The organism is Pseudoalteromonas sp. AWM4_233 (assembly GCF_056158285.1).
In genome coordinates this window covers 112,019-135,546 of record NZ_JBSWSZ010000113.1, presented here as the reverse complement: position 1 = coordinate 135,546, position 23,528 = coordinate 112,019, and the positions used below count along the sequence as shown (strand labels likewise).

Here is a 23,528-nt window from a genome sequence, read left to right as displayed (position 1 = left end):
CAAATTTTTGAATTTAATCAAGTAACTAAAATTACATTACTAAAGGATTAAAGCTGAACCAGTTATGAATAATTATAGTGTGGTACTAAATCTCACTTACTTGAAATGTGAGTTTGCTGAGTAATAGCATGTGTGTTGAATTAAATAGTTTTATTTAGAGAAAAGGCCTTAGGCAGTGATGTCTAAGGCCTATATAAACTATAGTTAGTCTACTTTTTTAAGCAAAACCTCTACTGCTTTTTCAATTTGTTTATCACGACCTTTCTCAACAGATTCAGGATCGTTCTTAACAAGATGATCTGGCATCGTTTGGTTGTTTTCTAGATATTCACCTTTGGTGTTTTTCATGCCCACTTGTGGTACACCAGCGCGGAAGTCGCCTGAAATCCCCATTTCCCACCAAACTGCTGTCATTGTGCCTGGTACAGGCATACCCACCATTTCACCTAAATCTAATTGATCATATGTGTATGAGAACGCATGGGCATCACTGTAGTTCCCTTCGTTGATAAGCAACACAGAAGGTTTGTTCCATTGATCAAGGGGATCACCATGGTACTTACGGCCACGAACATGCATGGTGAAGTATTCTTCGCCACTCAGTAGTTTTGCAAGATCATTGTGTAACCAGCCGCCGCCATTAAAGCGGGTGTCAACAACAATGGCTTTCTTATCAAAATGTTTACCTAAAAGACGAGAGTACACGGCTCTAAAGCTTGGATCGTTCATGCCACGCACATGCACATAGCCAAGTTGACCGCCAGATAATTCTTCTACCAGAGCTTCTCTTGATAACACCCAGCGATCGTACAGTAAGTTATTAATAGTACGGCTATTTGTCGGTTTGATGACTTCATCAAAAAGCGCGCCATTAGAGTTAGCAAAAGTGAAACGTACACGCTGACCTGCAGTGTGGTTTAACAATTTGAATAAGTTTTGTGACTCGCTCAATTCAATACCGTTTACAGCTTTAAGTGTGACCCCAGGTTTTACTTTGCTGCTGGCTTTATCAAATGGACCTTTAGCCATTACTTCTTCAACCATGAATGGGTTTACATCATTGAAAAACAAACCCAAACGGCCAGTAGCATCATCCGTTGGCTTACGTGCAGGACGGTAAGATGAACCAATATGTGATGCATTTAATTCGCCTGTCATTTCAGCAAATAGGTTCGCAAAATCACGGCCATGGCCTATCGATGCCACTTTTGCACGGTAAGATTGGCCAACTTGATCCCAATCGATACCGTGATAATCATCGCGATAGAATTTATCATCAATGATGCGCCAGCTGTGATCGAACATAAACTCACGCTCTTTAGCAGCTTGTAGTTGCATCACAGGCTTGGTTGAAATTGGCTTAAGCGCAATTTTGCTGCCTACTTTACCTTGACGTAGCGAGCCATCGGCAAGAATTACAATGTTCTTTTCATCTTCGCTAAACGTCATGCTTGCTCTGCGCGCATTTAGTTTTGCAACTAACTCTGTTTTTCTATCGCGAATTGAATGACGCCACAAGTCATAACCTTTTTCAAAACGCGCAAAGTAGTAAAGTGCTTTGGTGTCTTTTGTTAAATATGCTTGACCTAGATCTGATGCATGAACAGTCAGACGCGCTGTGCGCTGTTCGATGTTATCCCACTCAATCTTAAGCTTTTCAGCTTTGTCTTCAGTGCTTTTATCGTCTTGCTTTTCTGCTTTTGAGGCTTTTTTCTCAAGCTCTTTATGCAGTGCATACTCTTCTTTAGAGAATCTAAAACGGTCATAGCTGTCTTGCGTTAAGAAAGCGGCCATAACGTCGAATTCTCTGCCCCAACTGCCGTGATCACGTTGGCCGTAGCGAGCACTGGCCCAAAGCACTGCTTCACCATCGGTATGCCAAGAAGGTGAGGTGTCGTTATAACCCGACAAGCTGATATCGCGAGGTTGTTGTGAACCGTCTGATGGGAAAACGCCGATATTCGTCACAAACAGTCTACTTCTTGGTGCGAAATCCGCAGTCATCCAATAACTATCTGGTGCCCATGCAAAGGTGATATCGCCATCTGCATATGAGTAGTTATGTTCCTTACCCAGTGCAACGTTTACTTTTTTAGATTCACGATCGATAACTTGAATTTCATCTCGAGCAGATAAAAACGCAATTTTTTTACCATCTGGTGAGTAAATTGGTTGGAAGCTATCCGTATCTACTTGATGAACTACTTCTTCTTTTAATTTTGTCGCGGCAAAGAAATAAGGTTCTGATTCATCGGCAATCGACGTTTCGTATAAGCCCCAGCTATTGCCTCGTTCGGCAGCGTATAAAAGCGTTCTGCCATCTTTATGGAATGACACAGAACGTTCTTGTTGTGGCGTATTGGTAATTGCGCGAGTGGTACCAAACTCTGTGCTAGCAACAAACACTTCTCCACGCGCCACAAACGCCACTTCTTTTCCATCTGGCGAGACCGAGTATTCGGTGATTTTGCCACCTAGCATGGTTGGCATCATATCGTCTTCTTGCACGTCATTGGCGATATTGATCTTTACATGCTTAGGCTTGCCACCTTTTGACGTGTAAATACTGCCATGGTGTGCAAATGCTAATGTACCATTGTCACTGATAGATAAACTGCGAACAGGAAATTGCTCAAAATCAGTGATTTGCTTTTTGTTGTCGCCATCTAAATCAGCGCGCCATACGTTAAATGCGCCCGACTTTTCTTCAGACGTATAATAGTAAGTATTGTTATCAGCCCAAACCGGGTTGTGGTCGCCGCCCGCAAAAGTTGTCAGTTGGGTATGCTCACCTGAAACTAAATCTTGTAGCCAGACATCACGGGCAAACGCAGATACATCGTGCTTTCTAAACTCGTTTTCGTAAGCTTTTTCATCACGATAAAGTACTTTCTTGCCATCAGGTGAAAACTTTAATTCAGATGCTGGAATAGTTGATAGCATCTTAGGGGTGCCGCCGTTTAATGACACCGTATAGCTTTCAGTTAAGCGGGCAGTAGGAAAAATCGTAGAGTCTTTAGAATCTTGGCGTGCTGATGTGAAAAGTACAGCTTTGTCATTTTTTGCAAAATCTTGAGGCACATCATTGGCTGAATGGTAAGTCAGACGTTTAGCTTTACCGCCCGATGATGGCATAAGGTACACATCTAAATTACCGTTTCTGTCGCTTGCAAAGGCGATATGCTTGCCATCATTAGACCAAACAGGGTGACCATCCCAATCACTATGCAGGGTTAAAGGGCGAGCAGTACCACCTTTGGCTGGTACGGTATAAATGTCACCTTTATAAGAGAAAGCTATTTGCTTACCGTCTGGTGAAATGCTGCTGTGTAAAAACCACTCTTCACTTTTAGAGGCGTGTGCTTGAGCAGTGAAAACAGCTAATGCACAAAGCGTATACTTGGCTGATAGCATTGTTGTTGTCCTTTTCGTTTAGTCTTTTTTATCGATTATATTGCTACGTTACATAGTAACAATGCATTGACACAAAGTACCAAAACAATAGACAAGTGCGCATATAAATACGTCAAAAGACAATTCTGTACTTTTTGAGAATTAATAGTGAACTTTGCAGCTAATCTGAGCGTAATTATTTTTTGATTAGATACAGTTCAATCAAATTGAGGGTGTGACTTTGAAGTTAAGTAAATTAGAGAAGTTCTTCTATGTTGATAAAATTATTTATCATTCTTTAGATTTGGCTTTATACAACGTCAGTGTCGTCATTGATGGAAAAGAATACATGGTAACTGACGAAAAAGGGCAGCGTTTGAAAAGTCATAACTTTGTTGGTTTACAAAAACAATTAAAAAACGTCAAAGCCGAATTCCAGGTTATGCGCCAGTCGAGCGCCTACGATGAAATGGTTGGTGGACCGAGTAAAATTAACAACGAACTCGAAGTACCATTGGGTGATAACAAGCTTTACTAAATCTCCTAAAAGCACTCCTTTATTGAATTTGAAAAGTACATTACTTTCAGGAAATAGTGCTTATCTTCCTCTATTATCTTCTAAATGTAGTAAATTGTACGCTTTATTTGTTTTTTGTTAATTTTTTAAAATTTTCTGATCGTTTAGAAATTACCCACCGTAACTCTGTATGAACTTTAAACACAAGAGGAATGTAGAGGTGGTTAAATCAATCAAACTTGGAGCAGCATTGAGTCTTTCATTGTTGCTAGCAGGCTGTAATGACGATGACAATAAAATAGAAATACAGCCTCCAGTACCAGAGCCAAACACCGTTTATGACGTAGCAGTAGCCAACGGTGATTTCAAAACATTAGTTTCATTACTTGAAGCAACAAATCTAGACGACACGCTAGATAACGCTGATAGTATGTTTACCGTGTTTGCACCGACTGATGCTGCTTTTGCTGCATTAGGTCAAGAAACATTAGACGCATTAGCACAAGACCCAGACAAACTAGCTAGTATTCTTACTTATCATGTTTTGGGTAGCAAAGTAGCAGCCGAAGGCGCTTTATCAAGTGCAGGCAACACAGTTGAAACAGTAAATGGCGCTAACATCGCATTATCACTTTCGGGCGATGACCTGCTTATCAACACTAGCACAGTAACAGCGACAGACGTTATGGCCGATAATGGTGTCATACACGTGATTGACGCTGTGTTAATGCCACCAGCGCCAACAGAGTCAAATGCAAACATTGTTGCAACTGCTAAGGCTAATGGTAACTTTAACACGTTAATTGCAGCTTTAGAGCGCACTGGCTTAGACAGCGTGTTATCTGACGACTCAGGGTCATTTACAGTATTTGCACCAACTGACGCTGCATTTGCTGCCATAGGTGACAAACTAATTAATACTTTACTGGCAAACCCTGATGTACTTTCAGATATCTTAAAGCAGCATGTGCTGCCAATTAATGCAGATTCAGTCACAGCCATGTCTTTAAACGGTAAGTCGGTTAAGACGGTGTTAGAAAATGAGTTAGGTATTTCTATTAACACAGAAACTGATTCGTTAATGTTTGGCGGCGCTAAAATTGTTACTAAAGACATAGTCACAACAAACGGTACTATCCATGTCATCGACAGTGTAATTGTCGGAGACGTTACATTACCACAGAGCTTTGGCACAATTGCAGATGTGGCTTCTGAAAATGGCAGTTTTGATACGCTGGTTTCTTTACTTGCCGCTACTGGTCTTGACAGCGAAGTATCAGATCCAACAAAAATATTTACTGTTTTTGCACCTACTGATGCAGCTTTTGCGGCATTAGGTCAAGAGACATTAACCGCATTACAAGGCGATACTGAAACTCTTAAAAACATTCTGCTGTACCATGTTATTGCAGAGCAAAAGATAATGTCTGATGCTGCGGTATCTGTGGCAAATAGCGAAGAGAGTTTAGTCGAAATGGGTAATGGTTTGAATGCTGCGTTATCAACAACTGGCGCTACTTTATTCATTAATGATTCTGCAGTCTCAACTGCAAACGTAATGGCTGATAACGGCGTTATTCATGTGTTAGATAAAGTGATCATGCCGCCAAAAGATATGGGAGAGCCTACCAAAAACGTGGTGCAAACAGCTTCAGACACAGACAGTTTATCAACCCTTGTTACTGCGTTGGGCGTGGCTGATTTAGTAGATGCCTTAGGTAATCCTGATGCTAACTTTACCGTATTTGCACCAACGAATGCGGCATTTAAGAAAATTCCAACTGATACACTTAATGCTCTGCTTGCAGATAAAGACGCACTTGGTACAGTGCTTAAACAGCATGTTTTAACTTCTTCAGTGAACAGCTTAAATGCTTTCGCAGCGAATGGGGTTGAGGTAGAAACTCTGCAAGGTAACAAACTTTCTGTAAACTTGGTTAATTTTGCTGGCGTATCTAATACAGACAGTGATGTGGTCACATATAGCAAAGATACTGGCACCTTAGTTTCAGGTGCAGGTTCTACAATGGCTGGTAAAACACTTTATGTGTTCGATAATGATTTAGAAAATGCGATGAGCCAATGTGTTGATACATGTGCTACAAACTGGCCGCCAGTAATCGCAACAGCTGATGGCATCAAAAATATACCGGGTTTATCACTTGTTGCACGAGGTGATGGCTCGATGCAAGTCGCTTATTTAGGTCGTCCTTTATACACATTTATTCAGGATGAAGCGGCCGGAGATATGAAGGGTAATGCATTGAATAACGTATGGTGGGCAGCGAAATTACCAACATCAGGTCTGCAAATTGAAGGTGCAAATGTGACAACCACAGATATTTACACTTCAAACGGTGTAGTACACCTGATTGATACTGTGATCACTGAAGTTAAATAATTTAATCTAATCTAAGCTTTAAAGCGCCTTGCATATGGAATTATGGGGGCGCTTTTTTATTCGTAAGAGGCTAGGTCTTTAATGACATAATTACTGATAGAACGAATTTAATTACTGTCAACTAAACAAAGGAAGAGGTTATTTAACAGGAAACTTGCTTAAAACTCTAACCATTTCCTGCTCTGAAATAGGTTTTGCGATGAAGTCATCCATACCACTGGCAAAACATTTTTCTTTGTCTTCATCAAATGTGTTTGCTGTCATTGCAACTATGTTTGGTCTTTGATTTTTATATCTTCTTATAATTTCTTTCGTTGCATCATGGCCGTTCATTACAGGCATTTGTATATCCATAAAAATAAAGCTGTAATGCTTTTGCTCTAGCTTATCTAATGCGACTTGACCATTTTCTGCAATATCATATTTATAACCAAGCTTTTCGAGTAATAAACCTGCAACCTTTTGATTAATTAAGTTATCTTCAACAATTAAGATGGTATGAGGCTGTAACTCTGAGGTCGATAAGGTATTATTAGAGGTCTTTTCAGGCGATTGAGGAAGTTGTTCTTGAGCGACCTTTCTTAAGGGTAAGGTGATTGTAAATTTAGTGCCTTTATCCAACTCGCTATGTACTTGAATTTTACCATTCATTGCTTTAGCTAGTTTAGCAGAAATAGCAAGACCCAACCCGGTGCCACCGTATTCTCTAGTTGTTGAGCCGTCGCCCTGAACAAAGGGCTCGAACAGCCAGGTCTGTGCATCTTTTGTCATGCCAATACCAGTATCTTCAACCTCTATTGTTAATTCATAATCGTTCTTTTCTAGCGTTTTACCTGATAGTGTAATAGACACACTGCCGCTTTTGGTAAATTTAACTGCATTATTCAATAAGTTATGTAAGAGTTGCTTAATTCTCAATGCGTCACCAATCAACTGTGTTGGTAACTGTACGTCTAACTGCTCAGTGAATGTGAGACCTTTTCGGTTAACCTCAGGTTTAATCTCAATAGTGATGCTTTCAATCAGCTTGGATAGTACAAATGGGCTGGAAATTAGCTTGATATTGTTTGTTTCTAGCTTGCTATATTCAAGGACGTCAGTAACAACTCCGAGTAAATTTTCTGTGCTTTCATATATGGTGTTAAGCATCTCAAGTTGATGAGACTCTAACTGTGTGTTTTGTAGCAATTTCACAAGATTCAAAATACCATTCATCGGTGTTTTTAGCTCATGTGACATATTGGCTAAAAACTCGGATTTAAGCTGATTTGAACGTAATAGCACCTGTGCTTCGTTTTTTAGTTTTAGTCTCTTATGTTCCTCAGCTTTTGTAATGAGTAAACGTTTGACTGCGGCACTAAACAACTCAATGATAATAAGAGAGGAAGAGCTAAATGCTTGACCTTGCTGCAGAAAAACCAAAGTATTAGATTTGTTTTTTTCGAGCGGTAGCACTTGATAAATAAGGTAATATTGAACTTGATTTATGAGCACTATGGTGTTGTTTTTAAGCTCTTTGATTGGTAGTAACTCTATGGTTTCTTTTAAATGCCGGTCACCTTCCCCATACAGGCAATCTATGTGTTCTTCATTGTCAATCATGACACAATAATCAAAGTTTAATGTCCAAAGCAGCTTGTTAACGGCGTTGAGCAAGATCTTTTGAGACGACAAGTCGGCATGCATACTGTCATCGGCAAGATTACTCGTCAGTTCAATTAACGAGGATAGCTGGTAAGAGTCAATTACACTGCCATTCATAATTACATTACAACGTTATCTTTAAGTAAGTTAGCGAATTCTTCGTCAACGACCAGCATCATGCCTTGGGCCAATGTGTTTGAGTAATTCACCACACTGGCGAGAGACATAAGTTCAAATACTTGGTTTTTTGTTAACCCACTGTCCAACAAACTTTTATGATCATGTTCAGTAACCATAGCGCTATTAGTTGCCATCTTAACGGCAAAGTCTATTGATACCTTTACTCGTTTAGGGTTTAACTCAGAAGATTTTTGTAAAACTTGGTTGATGGTTTCATCATCGATATTTAGATATCTACACATAGCACAATGAATAGACGTGCAGTAGGCACATTCACGTTCGTTAGAAATAGCGATAAATACTAGTTCTTTAAGTGCTCTAGGTAACTCCCCGGTAAGGAGTACGTTTTTGAATAGCGCCCAGGTAGTCTGTAAAATATGTGGGTTGTAATTACCAAGCACCTTGAAGTAATCGACTAACCCTTCATTGCCTAAGTGTTCAAAAATATCGTCATAAATCGCTTTGACTTCATTATTTGAATCGGCATATTCCAACGTGTTGTAAATCCCCATGTCAAAGCACTCCTTTTTGAAATGATAATTTAAAATTAGCACTAACATTAAGGGTAGTCCTTTTTCATCATATAAAAAGTCTTTTATGCAAATTTTTGTTATTAAAAAGCAAAACCTTATTCCTAATTTCAGAACATTTTGAAAGGTTAGTTTTATTGCTTTGGATCAGTTTTGTGCGGTCAATAAGATTTGCTCAAACACACCAGAGAAAGTGAGGTGATTGAACGCACGCTCAATCGCTTTGAGTTGATTATTAGAGACAGACTCTTTGCTGAAAGCGAAATATACAGGGGCTCGATTGACGATGATTGGGTGAACAAAGACATCTTTTGGGGTTAGCTCATGCCTAATTTCGTACTCGATGTTTAATTGCTCTTCTAAAAAACCGAAGATTCTGTTTTTGATCAGCAAAGAAAGTTTAGTGTCATTATTAGGCACTTTGAAAAAGTATCTGTCGGCAGGCGTAAGTGTTTTAGTGAACGCATTAAATGATTCACCATAATAAGCACCTTCTTGAATGCCAAGCGGAAGAGGGATCTTTAAAATGTCCTTAAATGAAGACACTACAACAGCAGGATTTGCTTTACTGACTATTTTTATTTTTTCAATGCGTTGAGGGCCGATAAAGTGCGCGAATTTAGTACGTTCAGTTGTTTTACTGACACTCAACATCACATCGAGTTCGCCCACTTCTAGCATTTTTAAAGCTCGTCCCCAGGGAACTGGCACAAACCGATAACTGCAGCCAGCTTGATTGAGTAATGCTTTAGTAAGCTCGATGTCAATGCCTTGCCACTGCTTATTCTCATCACGATGTGATTGTGCAGCGTAGTCTTCAACGCGCACCACTAGTTCGCAACTCAAGGCATGGGTACTAAATAGAAATAATGCAAAAACGAATAGGTGTTTTAACATGGTTGATGCAGTTTTCTTAAGGCATCTTTTGAGTTTAGTTGAGTCACGCCTTTATTGCTTTTTTATTGCGAATTTTTTAATGTCACCTTCAATGCTTTCCATTTTAGCAATCAGTAAACTGCCATCAGGTTTAATATCATAATGCCAAATGAGAGACCCCGATTTCTTCAATTCAGGTGTACTGGGGTTTTGCATATCAAGTTGCCAGATGTAATCTTGTTTTGACCATTGGCTGAGCCAATACATTGATTGATTTTGAAACCTTACATCTCGAAAATGATGAGCTTGTTGCTTGGACAGCGTCGTTAATATATCAATATTGTTTAAGTTATCTATAGTTGTCGTGGTCAGTAACTGTTGCTCTTTTAATATTAGCCATTGCTGCGTTTGATGATGAAAGCCAACAAAATCGTTTTTAAGTTGTGTTTTACCAATAACGCGACCTGTGAGATCATAAGTGTAAATATTTTCACCATCAGAACCCCAAACTTGTTCGTTGTTTATCCAGCCCGCATTTTTTAAGGTGAGGGGCAGGTTAGATGAAAATTGTTTTGTTGAGCGGTTTCTATCATATAAAACAATATTGTTGTCGCGGTTTGATAACAACAAACTATTATCAGGTGACCAATTTAGAATACCAACGTATTCATGACCCTGATGAAATGAGAGCTGACGGATCTTATCATCCGCATGTAAGTAAACCTCACATACACCAGTGCGACGAGACATAAATGCAGTTTCTCCAAGTAAGTTACTGACTGGCAGGTAATCAATACTTGAGCTTGAGAAAATCGGTAAATCATCGTTATCTCTTATATTAACCTGCCAACTCTCAGCGGCCGCAAAGATATCACCATGCTTATCTATCGAAAGGGTAGAGAAGATCCCTTGAGTCGAGCGCATCACACTATACTGTTGCTGATCCCAGTGTGTCGCGATGAGGTTATGATACTTACTTTCATCATTAGTAATGACGGTCTGTTGTTTCGCATCAAAAGTGGCAAGCCAAACTGGATAAGGCCAAGAGAGATGAGTGTGGCCGTCTAAAGTAATTAACTTTGAATGATAGTTAACTTGCTTGACGAGATAGAAGGTTTGGTTTTCCCATGCCTTGAGTGCTTTGATTAGTTTTTCGCCCTTGCTAAGTGGCACGGGTATCCTCACAAATTGACGGGTGCTTAGACGATACAAAAAGCCTTCACTGTCATCCCAACGATGCACGACCAGAGTTAATTCGTCATCTGACTGCCAAATTGGGGCTTCAATACGGTCACATGAAATCGCTTCAGTTTCATGTAACTGTTTGCCATTAATGCTAATAATTTTTAAAACACATTTATCTTCAAGGTACTGCCAAAATGCCACTAGGTCTTTTTTGGGATGCCAACTTGGGTGCGCGATCCGAGTGTTAAAACTATGCTCATAGAGCTGATTGCCTAATTTATTCGCAATAACAAGCTGATTAAATTGGCTGACATAAGCAATTAAATCTTGTTCGAAATGTGCAGCGATATCAAATTCTAACCCCAGCTCGTAGCTGATGTCTTCTACCTTGTACTCTGGTGGGGTAAGTGCTTGAGGTTTATGGTTAAAAAAAGCAATAGCGCTAAAGCAAGCAATAAAAAATAAGGTGAATAAAGTTAAGTAAAGAGGCTTTTTTGCAAGTACGCCTGAACTTAAAAAAGAAGTGGTCTTGTAAGCAGATCTTGCCAACTCAATGTCTTTGATTTTTGGCAGAGTCTCAACAGTTAATAATCTTTCTTCTGCAATGAACACATAGCCTTTTTTAGGTATTGTTTTTATATACTTAGGCGTTCTAGGGGTATCTTTTAATACCTTACGTAGCTTTGCCAATAACTGATAAAGGCTATTCGCTTCAACTATGGTGTCAGGCCAAAGTTCGTCGTTTAAAAGCCCTTGCGATAAGGTTGTGCCTTGTTGTTTTATAAATAGTTCGAGTAGTCGGGCAACTTGCGGCTCTAGCTTTTGTGTATGTTGGGTTTTATTACAGACCAATTCATCTGTTTCTGGATAAAACACCCAAGTGTCAAACTGATGTCCCTGTGACGAAGATGGCATAAAACGCTTACCGCAGTTGTTAAATTAGTCGAATAGGCGAACGTTATCTTTTATAAGATAAAAGTCAATGTTTATAAGGCTTTCATGAGTGTTATTCAGAAAAATTTCAGGTTTTTTCAGTGCAAGTTTTGTTGCAATGAGCGCATTGAAATTCAGTTGGAAGTCGTTATGAAAATTTCACACATAGCAAAAGCGATAGCATTGGCCTCATTCTCAATAGCGCCATCCGTGTTGGCTCAGACAATCTTACTTGATGGCAAGTTAGATGAGCCACAGTGGCAGCAAGCAAAAGCATTTAATACTTTTTACAAAGTCGTGCCTGCCACGCTCGAGCAAACAAAAAAGCAAGTTAATGCCAAAGTCTACAGTAATGAAAAAGGTATTTACGTTGGCATTATTAATTATCAAAGTGCTGAGACGCGAAAAAAACAATTCAATATCAAAGATAACTTTATGCAAGGCGAGTTCAATCGTATTTATCTCGACTTTGGCGGTGATGGTAGTAGTGGTTATTTATTTGCAACAACGCTTGGTGGCGGCACGCAAGATGCGGTACTCACGCCGCAACTAACAACTGACTACGATTGGGACGGAGACTGGCAAAGCCAGTACTTTGAGTATGACGATTACTGGTCAACCGAGGTGTTTATTCCTTGGCACACTGTATCCTTCCACCATTCAGCGGATGAAAATGGTCAATCAGAAGTTGGAGTTTCTATTCAGCTCTATGATATTGCTAATAATTTTATTTATGCAAGCCAAAAACAAACCATTGGTAACAGTGACTTTTATTTAGCAATGCCGAAGGTATCTGCCGAGATCCCTAATCAGCAGCAACTGGCTTTTATACCTTATATCACCCAGCAAAATGATTTATCAGACCGACAAGGAGATAAGGGGCAAACTGATGTGGGTTTTGATTTAATTTATAAACCTGCGCACCATCAGAAGCTGAGCGTGTCAGTGAATCCAGACTTCGGTCAAGTTGACAGTGACGATGTAAATATTAACTACAGTGCAGTTGAAACACTGAGAACCGATAAACGCCCGTTTTTCACTCAAGATATCAGCGTTTTTAATGTTCAAGCAGAGCAAAATACCAAGCTGATACATACCCGCCGTATAGGTGCCGGCAGTGATGATGGTAGTGAGCATATCACGCCAATCGATGCAGCCGTTCGATTTGTTCATCAGGGAGAGCAATTACAACTTGGGGCATTTGCTGTTGAAGAGTCGAATTTAGACAGTGATGCAGGCAAATCATTTTATGCGGCAAGGGCGAAATATCGACAAAATAATTGGCAAACCGGCTTGCTAACCACCCATGTTAAACGCCCATACCTAGATAAAAGCGCGAGCACATTGGCTTGGGATAGCCAGTATCAAAGTGCAACTTGGTCATTACAAGGGTCGTTACTGCTTAGCCAAATAGATACAGACGCTGAAATAAATACCACTCAAACAGGTAATGGCCTGAGCTTAAACTTGGGCTATCAGTTTTCGCCAAATACTAAAGTCACAAACCGTTATTTAAAACTAAACGACCAGTTCGACAGCCGAGATATGGGATACTTAGTTAGGAACGATTGGCAATATGCTCAATCTGAGTTTGAACATTCAGTGAATTACACGAATGATTGGGTCACACGAGTGAAGCATGTTGTAAAGCTCAGCCATGAAAGTAATGGCGCGTCACAAAGTTTACCCGCTTGGCAAACGTACTCTAGCCAATTTATGCTAACCACAGGAGCGCAGTTTAATTTAACTTTTGATTACTTGACCCAAGGCGAGCAAGATAATCTGGGTTTTAATACTACTGCTTTTACCCAGCCTTCGTCACAAGGTATCAGGCTATTTTACCAAAGCCCATATGTGGGAGATTTCAGCTGGGCGGCTAGCTTTGAATATGACAAAGAAGGCTTCGATTCAACATCAACCCAATATGCGGTTGACTTAACTTGGATGCCCCATGCGAATTGGAGCTTAAAGTGGAATAACTATTTAAGAACCGGTGAAGGTTGGCTAGTGGCCAATCAGAAAAATGTGATCAGTGAATACGACAGAGACTATTTTGCCTCAAATATCATCGTAAATGGCTTGATCACTGAGAAATTAGAGTGGTCTAGTTCAATACAAGTCGCATTCTTAGACGCCAAAACTCAGCAAGCTTTTGCAGTACAAGAGCAAAGCGAGTTACTTAAGCAAGACCTTGATACCAGCTTTGAAGACAACCGTTTAACAGCCCAGTTTAAATTGCGATATCGAATGGGGCCATTCTCAGATGTGTTTTTTGTTTACCGCAGAGGCAGCGTCGATAGCGCCAGGTATGAGCGCAATTCAATTGGACAAAATAGTTACGGCAATCGCACCAGCACGCTTTGGACAAACCCTATTGAAGACAGTGTGACGTTTAAAGTTCGATATTTATTCTGATAAACATAAGCAAAAAATTAGCTAACACAGCCAGGGGGCAGGATGCCCCCTATTTAATTAAATGGACTCAAACTCAGTCAGTTAGAATTTACAGTTACCTAATCAAATGCCACTTAGTTTGGCGACCAGCTAAGTACCAGACTGTTTTACCATCAAATACCGCATCTTGTTCAAGTTTGATTTGGATCCATTGATTATTCCATTCAGGTAGCTGCATTTTCACATTACCTTCAATGGCATACACCGTATTTGGATATAATTTCCAATCACCTTGAACTGGGGTCGGGCCTTGATTATCCCACATGCCAATGGTTGGGCCCGGTGCGTGGCCGACAAAACCTAGCGGGTGAGTGTAAGTGCTGCTGATGATGTTCTCAGCTTCACTTTGCTTAATGGTGTTGGCTAAGATCTGATTCCCCGTTAAACCTGTTTTGAAATTACGGGTGAGAATATCTTGCCAATGATTGCCCAATTTCAGGGCTGATTTTAAGCCTTCTGGCACATCGGTTTCATTTAATTTTAAGACGTAGCCCATCTCTTGCGTGTCGGTACATTGATTTAAATAGCAAATACCTACATCGGTGTGAATGATATCACCCGGTAAGATTACACGGTTATATTCGCCTAAAAACGGGGCGTCTTTGTCAACGTTATCGCCTTGGCGTTGAATATTCACATAAGGTTGGAACCACGGTCTGAGTTGCAATGCTTCAAAGCGTTCTCGTAAATACCAAGCGACATCATCGGTGGTCGTCACCCCAGGCGTAATGACTTTATTAGAAAAAGCTTCTGCAATAACGCCGCGAGCCAGAGTGACTGTAGTAGGGTAAACTTGAAGTTCTTTTTCGCTGCGGGTCTCAAGCCAACGGATCACTAAGTCCTCTGCACTGACTAAACGCTTTTGGTACTTTTTAGGTAAATTATCAAGTAGTTTATTATGTAAACCAACGCTTAAGCCGTCAGCGAGCGCCCAATCTTCACTAATGTTAATACCGATACGTTTCGGATCTCGCTCAGCAATGACTTCAGCTAAACGTTGCCACTGTTGCGCTTTGCTACCGCCTTCCCAGACAGTTGGATATAAATCGCCGATTGGATAGCGGCTGACACTGAACCGCTCGACACTGCCATCTGGTTGTTTTGAGAAAACGAGCAGTGTGGTGCGTCGGGCAGCAAAAGTGGGTTGTGGCACCAAGGTATAAAATAATTTGTCTTCACCGTATTCGCGATTGATCACCAGCCACATATCAAGATCGGCTTCTTGCATCAGTTTTGGCAGTAAATTATCGAGTCTGTCTGTCACCATGTCATTGATAGGTGCGACACGCTCTTTGAAAGACAATATATTGGGTAAGACGTTTATTTCGCGCCCTTGAGCGACTTCTGTTGCTGCTAATTGAGCACTCACTCCTGATAGAGCGAGCATTAAAGCTAGTTTTTTTAACATGGCGGAGGCTTCTACTAAAACTGAATATCTCATTTGATGGTATGTAAGGTGCAATTTCGCTGCAAGTTAGTTTCGGTAGGAGGCTTGTTTTAAGCGTTTATTAAACAGGAACGTGCAGACCAGCACTTTTAATGTAGTTCAGCATTTTAAACGAGTAAAACTGGTCGACATGAGTCAAAAATCTTGCTGTAACTTTTATAGCTTAACGAGGCTTAACTGGGCGTCAATCAAGCCTCAAAATGAACAATGCTTTTAGTTTGCAAGTTGCTGCTGTAAATAATCAATGGCAGCATTCACTTGGTTATCTACCTGATTTAATACACTGTCAATGCTTCTTGGGACGTTAATATCGGGCTCTATTCCTCTGTTAATTAAAGGCGTACCATCACGGCGATTTGCTTCCATATTGGTGTACACAAAGTAAGTACCGCTGTCTTGCTCGGCTCCCTCAAAAATATTCATTCTTAAAATATTGCCATTAATTCCAGAAGTTGTTTCACCTAAAATGGGCAAACCCCCATTTTGAACAAAGATAAAACTGTGTTCGTTTTGGCTGATACTATGCCTCGATGAAAGCGCAACAGTAGGTATATTAAAGGCATTTTCTGAACGGTAAATCCGTTGCGTGATCACCTGCTTTTTAGCGTCTCGTTGATTTGGACTACCTTGCCAGTGATAAGCGATGGTGTCATTAGTCGCGTCGTTTTTTATTAATAGTGCTAACACGCCCTGCCAACCCCTCCAGCTAGTAGGGTATCTTCTCATATCTAATATTACTGCATTGGCTTCACTCAGTTCATTACGTAATTCAGTAATATCAGCTTCTTGAACGTTATAGACATTGATTTTTAAAATGTTGTCGTCAACATATTCAAAAATATGGTCACTCTTAGGTACATAGGGCATCCCAACAAATGGCTCGCGCTTATTTAAGTCTTTGGGGAACACTTCAATGCTATGTATATCATTGTTCGGTTTACGAATTTCATATTTCACAGGGTTAAAGTGCTTGGCATAAACATCAAACCTCGCACTGAGGTTTTTTCTGTGCAATGTATTCTTTAATGAATAAATCGATTTGTTGTCTAAGTAATTGTTTATTTCTATGCCATCGACTGAAATCACCTCATCACCTACTTCTATACCGTTTGGGTGAGCTGAATCTAACTGGGTAACAATGGCTTTTTCTTCTACTAGTTCGTAGGTAAACGGGATGTAACTTTTGAATCTATATTCTTCAGGTGTTGGGAAGACAATTGAAATATGATTATCGTTTAACTTTGAAAACTCAGCAAAGAGGCTGTTTTGCTTTCTTAGTACATCATCGTCAGTGCAGGCAGTTAAAAGGGGCGTTAAACTTTGTGCCCAGTCAACGTCAATTTGCTGAAAGTAAGGCCAAAAATGTGCAATGCTTGCCCACATTTCAGAGACTGTGGTCATACATATTTCAGGTTGTTCAAAGTTGTTGTCTATTTGCCATTTACCTGGCTCTTGATAGGTATAACCTTGTATTTGCTTATCCGTAGGTAAATACAAAGGTAAGTATAATGTTTGTGCTCCATAGTTGAGTTCTGCAAACCGTTCGCTCGCACTGTATTCATCATTTTTTAAAGAGGAGAAATCATCAGTTAACAAAGTTCGAGTGTAGACACTTTGATTTATTGGCGCATTTTGTTTCCAAGTAGAAACGGTGGTCTGATCATTAATTTCAGGTAATTGTGCTCTATTAAAAGCGATATAAGGTGCGATTTGGCGAAGCCGTTCTATGCCCAGTTCAGTTCTTTGCGCTGGTTCAGCCTGACTTAAATCGACTAAACTTTCCGCGATAAACAAGGGCCAATTTGAATCTTGATTCTCGGTTGACGGGTAAAAATATTTCACGGAATAGGCGACCTTAACAAAGTCTTCTATGTCAGACATTAATTGTTGGTCAAAATCTATTGTGGGCTTTGCCTGTGGCGAGCTTGGAAAAGGTGATACCGCTTTGAGTTTGTCTGGTTCTTGTACATCGTTCTCTTGAGCGTTTTGTGTTTCACTCCCACCACAGCCAAATAACACAGAGCTAAAAATTAGGCTTAATACAGTTCTTTTCATGATAATTCCCTTTACTTTTTAGGTACAAGCTAGTGCTTTTTTTGTACAAAGTAAATATTTAGAGCGTATTAATATGCCTTACCTAACTTTCTCTTTCTGTACTTTCTTTGTTTACTAAACGATAGCCTGCGATACAAAGTGTGCCTGCGAAAAACCATAAAGTGCCAGCAATAATAGAAAATGGTGTCACCTGTTCTGGAAAGAGAATGCTCAAAGGCAAAGTGGCAATCCCTCTAAGCGTGCAAATCACTGAGATCGTAATGATGGCTGGTTTTAACATTGGCACTTTTCTGATCACCCCTGCGCCAGACAAACAAAAAATGGCTGTTGAAACAAACAGTAGTGATACCAAAGTTGTTTCTAAGGCTGCACGCCAAGGTGCAGATTTAGAGAGTTCAATGAGAGCTTCAGGCGCCATTTGTGCACGATAACATTCTGGGCCTAACACAATACAAGACATATGAGACAAGGCTGTGAAAAGGGCAAGTGCTGCGACGCTTACTAGCATAAATGACCCTGATGAGGTGATTTTCATTTTCTTTCGGTTCCTTTGATAACAAAAAATAATTAAGACATAGGTTAAATGTTAGCGTCTCAATGCTATGACACTTCAACACTTTCTGTTGCCTTCGCTTTAGTTTTTAAAGCTTCAATCAAAGGCTCGACCCCATCCTCTTTACCTAAAATCAGTAGCAGTAACAACAGCCCCCCTGGTAACAAAATAAGCTTCAGGATTGGTCCTAGTACATAACTATAAAAGCCAATGAAAGGTAAAAAAATACAGGCACCAATAATGCGAAAAAATAAGTCCATTGAAATCTCCAAGTAAAAAAATGAGCGCGCTCATAATAGTATTGAGCGCGCTCACTTTTCAATAAGAACTTGGCATTTTTTTTTAAACTTGTTTTAATGTCGCGTGATTTTAGGAGGTAGGGTGTCAAAACGAGAGCAAACAAGATCGCGGATCTTATCGGCTGCATGGCAGCTTTTCACTGAAAATGGCTATGAGAAAACCAGTACTAGAGATATTTCTTCAGCGGCAGGCGTGGCAACGGGTACCGTTTTTAGCCACTTCCCAAATAAACTAGATTTACTCAAATCAGGTCTAGAAACTCAATTAAATAACTTATTAATTGAAACAGCTAAGTCAGACACTTCAACAACACCCATTGATAGGCTGCTGCATTTTGCCTCAGCACTGTATCCGTTTTACTTATCTCAACGAGAGTTTAGTAAAGTTTTATTCAAAGAAATTTTATGGCAAAGTCAGTCACTTGACCCACAGTTGAATGCTTTTAAACATCAATTGGCGTTTGGAGATGAGCAAAAATTGGCATATGCCGATGTGTTAATGGACGTGTATTTTATGACTTTGCTGGCTGGTTTAAATGATGATGCAGAGAATGAGGTTGCACTCATTGCGAAGTTAGAAGAAAAGCTTAAATTTATTTCTGTGAAGTAACAACTCGAGCCCCTTTGAAGAAACCGGGACGCGAGTTGGTCTAGGTTTTTAAGCAACAGCACCTAAATACTCTTAGAGCTAAATATAAAAGTACTATATCTTAAAGAATTGCACTGATTGATAACCGCTGTTGGTGATGTGTATTTCTAGCGGCTCATTATTCAAAACTGATTGTTTAATTCCTAAACTGAGACTTTGCAGGTCTTTTAATACTTCCGGTGCAACGTCACCGCCTTGATAAACAGGAAATTTAGCAACCCACACCCCTGCGTTGTTTTTCTTCAAAAGCAAAACTTCACCTTGTAAGCCGTCATAGACTTTTTGATCAATCAAATATTGGTGAACTTGCTCTGCAATAGACTTATCTACACTCGAAGTTTCATAGACAAAAGAAGCATCTCCATGTTGTAAGTTACTAAAATTATTACTTAAAACAATCGCACCCACCACAAATACGATAACCGAAACAAACACAAGAATGGCTTTGAACACGTTATTTACCCAATAAGATTCTGATAATTATCTATTTTAAATGATTGCCAAATATTGGCTATAAATTGGAGACTAACCGACTATTTTCAATGCTGAATGAACAGCAATGAAAATAGTCGCTCGCAAGCTAACTACGAAAAAAGACTACTGTCTAAACCTTAAATTTACTGATGTCTTTCTCTAACTCATTGGAGATATCTTTTAGGTTTTGACTGGTTTGTGCATTTTCAGAGGCACTATTCGCCACGCTCTTGATACTGGTTGTGATTTGATTGATGTTTTCGGCGACTTCATTAGCAACAGTCGTTTGCTCTTCGGTAGAAGTCGATATAACAATGTTTAGATCTGCAATTTCAGAAATTGCCGAAGTTATTTTTTGTATTGAATCAGCAGAGCCTGCTGCGATAGAGACACTCTTTTCTGTTTGATCAGCTGCTTGCTCCATACTATCTACAGTACGCTTTGACGCATCTTGCAGTGATACAATCATTTCGCTGATTTGTTCAGTCGCTTTTTGCGTATTGTGGGCTAACTGTCTCACTTCATCTGCGACAACGGCAAAGCCACGACCTGACTCTCCCGCTCGAGCAGCTTCAATTGCAGCATTTAATGCTAGTAAGTTTGTTTGCTCGGCAACACTTTGAATGATCTGCACCACGCTATTAATTTCGTTAGTTTTACCACTTAATAAGTCAATATCGCTTTTTGTTTGGTTAAGCAATTCATGTAATTGATTAATGGCTTGGATATTATCCTGAACACTTTGTAATCCTGCTTGAGCGAGGGAGTCTGATTCATTGGCTTTGTGTGATGTGGTTACTGCGGTATCTGCAACGCCCTTAATCGCTGAACTCATTTGAGTAATGGCCGTTGCTAACATGGTTGTCTGCTGCTCTTGTTGCTCAGTACTGTTGGCAATCGACATGCTGTTGTCAGATAGGCCCTCAGTTTGAGAACGCAAATTAATCACAAGATTCAGCAAATCAGTAATTAGCGCATTAAAATGAGCAAGCATAGTATTTACGCTTGATGCAGTTTGAGCAAATTCATCATCACCATTTTCATCTACACGCAGGGTTAAGTCAGTGTTGTCAGCAATGTTTGCCATAATTTGGTTTATGTTATTGAGTGGCATTGTAATCGAACGATTTATGGCAACCGCTAAGAAAATAACGATTGCAAAAAGAATGATACATACCGTAACCAATATCATTTTTTCTTTTTGATAGTCTGCAGCAGCTTGGTCAGCAAATTGTTGTGAAGTATCAAGTTGAAGATCAATCAGCGCATTTAAGCTTGAACTAAAGGGATCAAATGTAGCGTAAAGTACTTTAACAAATTGTGAGGGTGATTCTGTTAAAGTATCGTCAGATCTAAGTAGAGACTTATACTCTTCTACTTTCTTTTTTACATTATCAAATAAAGCTTCACTATTTCTTATAAGCCTCGACTCTTCAGGTGTAAGCTCTGTTTTAAGATATGCTGTCCATTGCGAAGAGGCTAAGTTTTCTGCATCGTTTATAGAATTAAGTAGTTCAGCTTTAGACATTAAACCTGCATTATATTTATGCAAGTTATCAACGATACTTACTGCATAGTTATCAGACACAACTTTAATTTGTTTGAGCGGCACCACTCTGTCGTTATTAATACTTTGAATGCCGGCAACTAAGTTACCAGTAAGCACCAGCGTTACGGCAGCAAGTAAAAGGAAAGCGATACAAGGAAGCGCAACAAGTAAAACTAGTCTTGCTTTGACGGAAAGTTGGTTTAAGAACATTTTTTTACATCCAAACTTACTTATCTTGTAAGTATTAATCAGTTTTAAAAAATTACTATGTAAAACCTAGGGTAAATAATTTATTTTTCAAACTGATGGCAAAGCTGCATCTTGTATATGAATCAGTCATGTTTTACTGAAATGACATGTTTATTGGTGCTTGATTGCCAGCAAAAGATTCAAATTAATACTTTACTGTTGACACCTTAAGGTATCAATGTGTACCTTAGGGTTACATTTTTGGTGTTTTATAAATATCAACAAGGAGTTGAATATGGAAAAGGTTGCAGTTTCTAACTCAGAAAGAGAACTTCAATATATTACTTGGCACGCTTACTTAGCGCTTGTGATGGGCCTGCTTTTTTGCTCAGCGAGCTTAGAGCCATTTTTAGATTTTCAATCATCTAAGGCTTTAACATTTGTTTATGGTATAGCAAAATTTGGTTTGTCAGTGTATTTCATCTATTTAATGTGCAAAGTGGTTACAACGATGTCTAGCATCAAGAAGCGTAATTTTTGGACTGCCAGCTTTGAAGATGAATACTTAAACCATCTGAATCTATTAGGGTTTAAATGGTCTTTCCATAGTGTAATTTTTACTCTTTCCCCTTTTCTATTTTCAAACATATCCTCTTTAATTTCAGAGAGTTTTCCTGCTGATAGCATTTCTGCTAAGGCACTTGCGACGTTAGTGGTTGGGGTGATGTTTGTATGCTATGCGTTACCTGTTTTATATGGGCTAAACAAATCAGATGAATGAACAATTAGACAATGATATTCATTCAGTAAGGGTGCTAAATAAACTCTCACAGCAGCAGTTGGCTGATGCTGTGGGAGTCTCTCGTAAAACAATTAGTACCATTGAAACTGGTCGTTTTACACCGTCAGTGGTGATTGCTTTAAAAATAGCTAAGTTTTTTGATATGCCTTTAGAGTCGTTATTTAAATTAAAGTGATGGGCTTTAATTAATCTCGTTGATAGGTTACTTCAATACTCGCTTTGGCAAGCATATTTGCATTTACCATATAGCCGACAACGGCACTTTTGGTATCTCCAGACACATTAAGCGGCTTAGCTAACGCGAAAACGGTGAACTGGTAGCGGTGCGGGCCATGTCCTTTTGGCGGGCAAGCACCGCCAAAATCATTACTGCCGAAATCGTTGTTGATTTGTATTGCGCCTTGAGGCAACAGCGTATTATCTAATATTCCCACACCAGTTTTTAACTCAGCAGTATTAGCTGGTAGGTTTACAAGTTGCCAGTGCCACCAGCCACTTCCCGTTGGGGCATCTGGATCATATGCAAATACAGCATAAGCTTTGGTATCTTTGGGTGCACCAGTCCAAGCAAGGTGAGGTGAGAGATTGTCACCATCACAGCCAAAGCCTTTATAAACATGTTTTGAGCTAAGCACTTCTCCAACTTTGATACCGTTACTGGATAACTCAAAAGTATTTGTTTTGGCAAAGGCGGTCATTGAAATTAACAATGTTGCAGCTAAAGAGACAAAACGCTGGTGCATTCGTATTCCTTGTTAAAATTAAAATAGGTACAAGCTACTTTAACAGCTGAGCAAAACTTATGATCTGCTGCTTTGGTAGGGTAAGTGTTTTACTGCAATCTAAATGCAAAAGCTCAGTCATGTGAATATCGAAATAGCTGAATACTTTCTCGAAGAAACCAGCATAAACAGGGCAAACTTCTTTACTGGCAGAGGTTGTCAGTACAAATCCTTTTTTATTCTTAAGCCCTTTACCTATATGTTTAATCTCAGGATTCTCAGTTAATTCTGTGATCCGGTCGATTAAACGTTTCATATTCGAAGTGACGCCGTGCCAGTAAACTGGAGAGGCAAAAACGATGTTATCAGCCCAAGAGAGTGCCTCAGCAATGTCGTAAAAGTCATCTCGACTATAAAAGTTGTGATAGTTGTAATCGGCATAATTATGAGCGTCTAAATTAAAGTAGCGTGTATGGTTTTCATTTAATTGCGATCGTACAGCTTGAGTCAGTTGATAGGTGTTGCCTGCTTGATTAGCACTAGAGAAAAGTATGAGAGTATTTGCCATTGTATGCTTCCTTTTAGTTTGAATGGCACACAGCTTAAAAGCTCAACTTAACTTTAGGTAAAGGTGTTTTTTTAAATTTTTGTCAGCTTGGTACGAAGCTTGAGTTTT

General features: G+C 39.6%; 19 protein-coding genes. 6 read left to right on the top strand and 13 right to left on the bottom strand.

The window, feature by feature from the left end; genetic code table 11:
• Positions 1-204: 204 nt before the first annotated feature.
• Positions 205-3,414 (bottom strand): S41 family peptidase, encoded by a 3,210-nt coding sequence (locus ACXAC4_RS22190; RefSeq protein ID WP_475165548.1) that lies wholly within the window; start codon positions 3,412-3,414, stop codon positions 205-207.
• A 220-nt stretch (positions 3,415-3,634) separates the two neighbouring features.
• Here ACXAC4_RS22190 and ACXAC4_RS22185 point away from each other — a divergent pair, with 220 nt between their 5' ends.
• Positions 3,635-3,931, top strand: a complete 297-nt coding sequence (locus tag ACXAC4_RS22185) for a DUF6482 family protein (RefSeq protein ID WP_475165545.1) — start codon at positions 3,635-3,637, stop codon at positions 3,929-3,931.
• A gap of 199 nt (positions 3,932-4,130) precedes the next feature.
• Positions 4,131-6,311 carry a fasciclin domain-containing protein gene (locus ACXAC4_RS22180; RefSeq protein ID WP_475165542.1) on the top strand — a complete coding sequence of 727 codons (2,181 nt, stop codon included), beginning with the start codon at positions 4,131-4,133 and terminating at the stop codon, positions 6,309-6,311.
• A gap of 138 nt (positions 6,312-6,449) precedes the next feature.
• Here ACXAC4_RS22180 and ACXAC4_RS22175 read toward each other — a convergent pair whose 3' ends face one another.
• From ACXAC4_RS22175 to ACXAC4_RS22160, 4 genes are all read right to left on the bottom strand, one after another.
• A complete protein-coding gene (locus ACXAC4_RS22175; RefSeq protein WP_475165537.1) occupies positions 6,450-8,072 on the bottom strand; it encodes an ATP-binding protein in 1,623 nt (540 codons plus the stop codon).
• 2 nt (positions 8,073-8,074) lie between these two features.
• On the bottom strand, positions 8,075-8,647 hold the full coding sequence (locus ACXAC4_RS22170; RefSeq protein ID WP_421964603.1) for a carboxymuconolactone decarboxylase family protein: 573 nt from the start codon (positions 8,645-8,647) through the stop codon (positions 8,075-8,077).
• A gap of 165 nt (positions 8,648-8,812) precedes the next feature.
• Complete coding sequence (locus ACXAC4_RS22165) at positions 8,813-9,562, bottom strand: substrate-binding periplasmic protein (RefSeq protein ID WP_475165532.1); 750 nt, start codon at positions 9,560-9,562, stop codon at positions 8,813-8,815.
• A 51-nt stretch (positions 9,563-9,613) separates the two neighbouring features.
• Positions 9,614-11,641 (bottom strand): winged helix-turn-helix domain-containing protein, encoded by a 2,028-nt coding sequence (locus tag ACXAC4_RS22160; RefSeq protein WP_475165529.1) that lies wholly within the window; start codon positions 11,639-11,641, stop codon positions 9,614-9,616.
• 168 nt (positions 11,642-11,809) lie between these two features.
• Here ACXAC4_RS22160 and ACXAC4_RS22155 point away from each other — a divergent pair, with 168 nt between their 5' ends.
• A complete protein-coding gene (locus ACXAC4_RS22155) occupies positions 11,810-14,074 on the top strand; it encodes a DUF5916 domain-containing protein (protein ID WP_475165527.1) in 2,265 nt (754 codons plus the stop codon).
• A 94-nt stretch (positions 14,075-14,168) separates the two neighbouring features.
• On the opposite strand, the gene ACXAC4_RS22150 is transcribed toward ACXAC4_RS22155, so the two are convergent.
• From ACXAC4_RS22150 to ACXAC4_RS22135, 4 genes are all read right to left on the bottom strand, one after another.
• On the bottom strand, positions 14,169-15,521 hold the full coding sequence (locus tag ACXAC4_RS22150) for a M24 family metallopeptidase (RefSeq protein WP_475165525.1): 1,353 nt from the start codon (positions 15,519-15,521) through the stop codon (positions 14,169-14,171).
• Positions 15,522-15,773: 252 nt separating this feature from the next.
• A complete protein-coding gene (locus tag ACXAC4_RS22145) occupies positions 15,774-17,615 on the bottom strand; it encodes a S41 family peptidase (RefSeq protein ID WP_475165523.1) in 1,842 nt (613 codons plus the stop codon).
• 82 nt (positions 17,616-17,697) lie between these two features.
• Positions 17,698-18,150 (bottom strand): hypothetical protein, encoded by a 453-nt coding sequence (locus ACXAC4_RS22140; protein ID WP_475165521.1) that lies wholly within the window; start codon positions 18,148-18,150, stop codon positions 17,698-17,700.
• A 65-nt stretch (positions 18,151-18,215) separates the two neighbouring features.
• Positions 18,216-18,428 (bottom strand): hypothetical protein, encoded by a 213-nt coding sequence (locus tag ACXAC4_RS22135; RefSeq protein WP_475165519.1) that lies wholly within the window; start codon positions 18,426-18,428, stop codon positions 18,216-18,218.
• Between the two features lie 121 nt (positions 18,429-18,549).
• Here ACXAC4_RS22135 and ACXAC4_RS22130 point away from each other — a divergent pair, with 121 nt between their 5' ends.
• Positions 18,550-19,077: a TetR/AcrR family transcriptional regulator gene (locus tag ACXAC4_RS22130; RefSeq protein ID WP_475165517.1), complete on the top strand. Its 528-nt coding sequence runs from the start codon at positions 18,550-18,552 to the stop codon at positions 19,075-19,077.
• Between the two features lie 93 nt (positions 19,078-19,170).
• On the opposite strand, the gene ACXAC4_RS22125 is transcribed toward ACXAC4_RS22130, so the two are convergent.
• Complete coding sequence (locus ACXAC4_RS22125) at positions 19,171-19,569, bottom strand: hypothetical protein (protein WP_475165515.1); 399 nt, start codon at positions 19,567-19,569, stop codon at positions 19,171-19,173.
• A 151-nt stretch (positions 19,570-19,720) separates the two neighbouring features.
• Positions 19,721-21,349 carry a methyl-accepting chemotaxis protein gene (locus tag ACXAC4_RS22120; protein ID WP_475165514.1) on the bottom strand — a complete coding sequence of 543 codons (1,629 nt, stop codon included), beginning with the start codon at positions 21,347-21,349 and terminating at the stop codon, positions 19,721-19,723.
• A gap of 274 nt (positions 21,350-21,623) precedes the next feature.
• Here ACXAC4_RS22120 and ACXAC4_RS22115 point away from each other — a divergent pair, with 274 nt between their 5' ends.
• Positions 21,624-22,109 carry a hypothetical protein gene (locus ACXAC4_RS22115; RefSeq protein ID WP_138481773.1) on the top strand — a complete coding sequence of 162 codons (486 nt, stop codon included), beginning with the start codon at positions 21,624-21,626 and terminating at the stop codon, positions 22,107-22,109.
• Entirely contained in the window at positions 22,102-22,305 is a 204-nt protein-coding gene (locus ACXAC4_RS22110) for a helix-turn-helix transcriptional regulator (protein WP_475165512.1), read from the top strand. The genes ACXAC4_RS22115 and ACXAC4_RS22110 overlap by 8 nt, the downstream gene beginning before the upstream one ends.
• 10 nt (positions 22,306-22,315) lie before the next feature.
• Here the strand turns inward: ACXAC4_RS22110 and ACXAC4_RS22105 are convergent, their stop codons facing one another.
• Both ACXAC4_RS22105 and ACXAC4_RS22100 read right to left on the bottom strand, forming a co-directional pair.
• Complete coding sequence (locus ACXAC4_RS22105) at positions 22,316-22,873, bottom strand: YbhB/YbcL family Raf kinase inhibitor-like protein (RefSeq protein WP_475165510.1); 558 nt, start codon at positions 22,871-22,873, stop codon at positions 22,316-22,318.
• Between the two features lie 34 nt (positions 22,874-22,907).
• A complete protein-coding gene (locus ACXAC4_RS22100; protein WP_475165508.1) occupies positions 22,908-23,420 on the bottom strand; it encodes a flavodoxin family protein in 513 nt (170 codons plus the stop codon).
• Positions 23,421-23,528 lie beyond the last annotated feature (108 nt).

Excerpts from the sequence above, each read along its gene's own strand:
- ACXAC4_RS22135 (WP_475165519.1), bottom strand. The coding sequence starts at position 18,428 with ATGGACTTATTTTTTCGCATTATTGGTGCCTGTATTTTTTTACCTTTC.
- ACXAC4_RS22150 (WP_475165525.1), bottom strand. The coding sequence starts at position 15,521 with ATGTTAAAAAAACTAGCTTTAATGCTCGCTCTATCAGGAGTGAGTGCT.
- ACXAC4_RS22140 (WP_475165521.1), bottom strand. The coding sequence starts at position 18,150 with ATGAAAATCACCTCATCAGGGTCATTTATGCTAGTAAGCGTCGCAGCA.
- ACXAC4_RS22100 (WP_475165508.1), bottom strand. The coding sequence starts at position 23,420 with ATGGCAAATACTCTCATACTTTTCTCTAGTGCTAATCAAGCAGGCAAC.
- ACXAC4_RS22160 (WP_475165529.1), bottom strand. The coding sequence starts at position 11,641 with ATGCCATCTTCGTCACAGGGACATCAGTTTGACACTTGGGTGTTTTAT.
- ACXAC4_RS22105 (WP_475165510.1), bottom strand. The coding sequence starts at position 22,873 with ATGCACCAGCGTTTTGTCTCTTTAGCTGCAACATTGTTAATTTCAATG.
- ACXAC4_RS22190 (WP_475165548.1), bottom strand. The coding sequence starts at position 3,414 with ATGCTATCAGCCAAGTATACGCTTTGTGCATTAGCTGTTTTCACTGCT.
- ACXAC4_RS22165 (WP_475165532.1), bottom strand. The coding sequence starts at position 9,562 with ATGTTAAAACACCTATTCGTTTTTGCATTATTTCTATTTAGTACCCAT.
- ACXAC4_RS22155 (WP_475165527.1), top strand. The coding sequence starts at position 11,810 with ATGAAAATTTCACACATAGCAAAAGCGATAGCATTGGCCTCATTCTCA.
- ACXAC4_RS22120 (WP_475165514.1), bottom strand. The coding sequence starts at position 21,349 with ATGTTCTTAAACCAACTTTCCGTCAAAGCAAGACTAGTTTTACTTGTT.
- ACXAC4_RS22110 (WP_475165512.1), top strand. The coding sequence starts at position 22,102 with ATGAATGAACAATTAGACAATGATATTCATTCAGTAAGGGTGCTAAAT.
- ACXAC4_RS22170 (WP_421964603.1), bottom strand. The coding sequence starts at position 8,647 with ATGGGGATTTACAACACGTTGGAATATGCCGATTCAAATAATGAAGTC.
- ACXAC4_RS22175 (WP_475165537.1), bottom strand. The coding sequence starts at position 8,072 with ATGAATGGCAGTGTAATTGACTCTTACCAGCTATCCTCGTTAATTGAA.
- ACXAC4_RS22145 (WP_475165523.1), bottom strand. The coding sequence starts at position 17,615 with ATGAAAAGAACTGTATTAAGCCTAATTTTTAGCTCTGTGTTATTTGGC.
- ACXAC4_RS22115 (WP_138481773.1), top strand. The coding sequence starts at position 21,624 with ATGGAAAAGGTTGCAGTTTCTAACTCAGAAAGAGAACTTCAATATATT.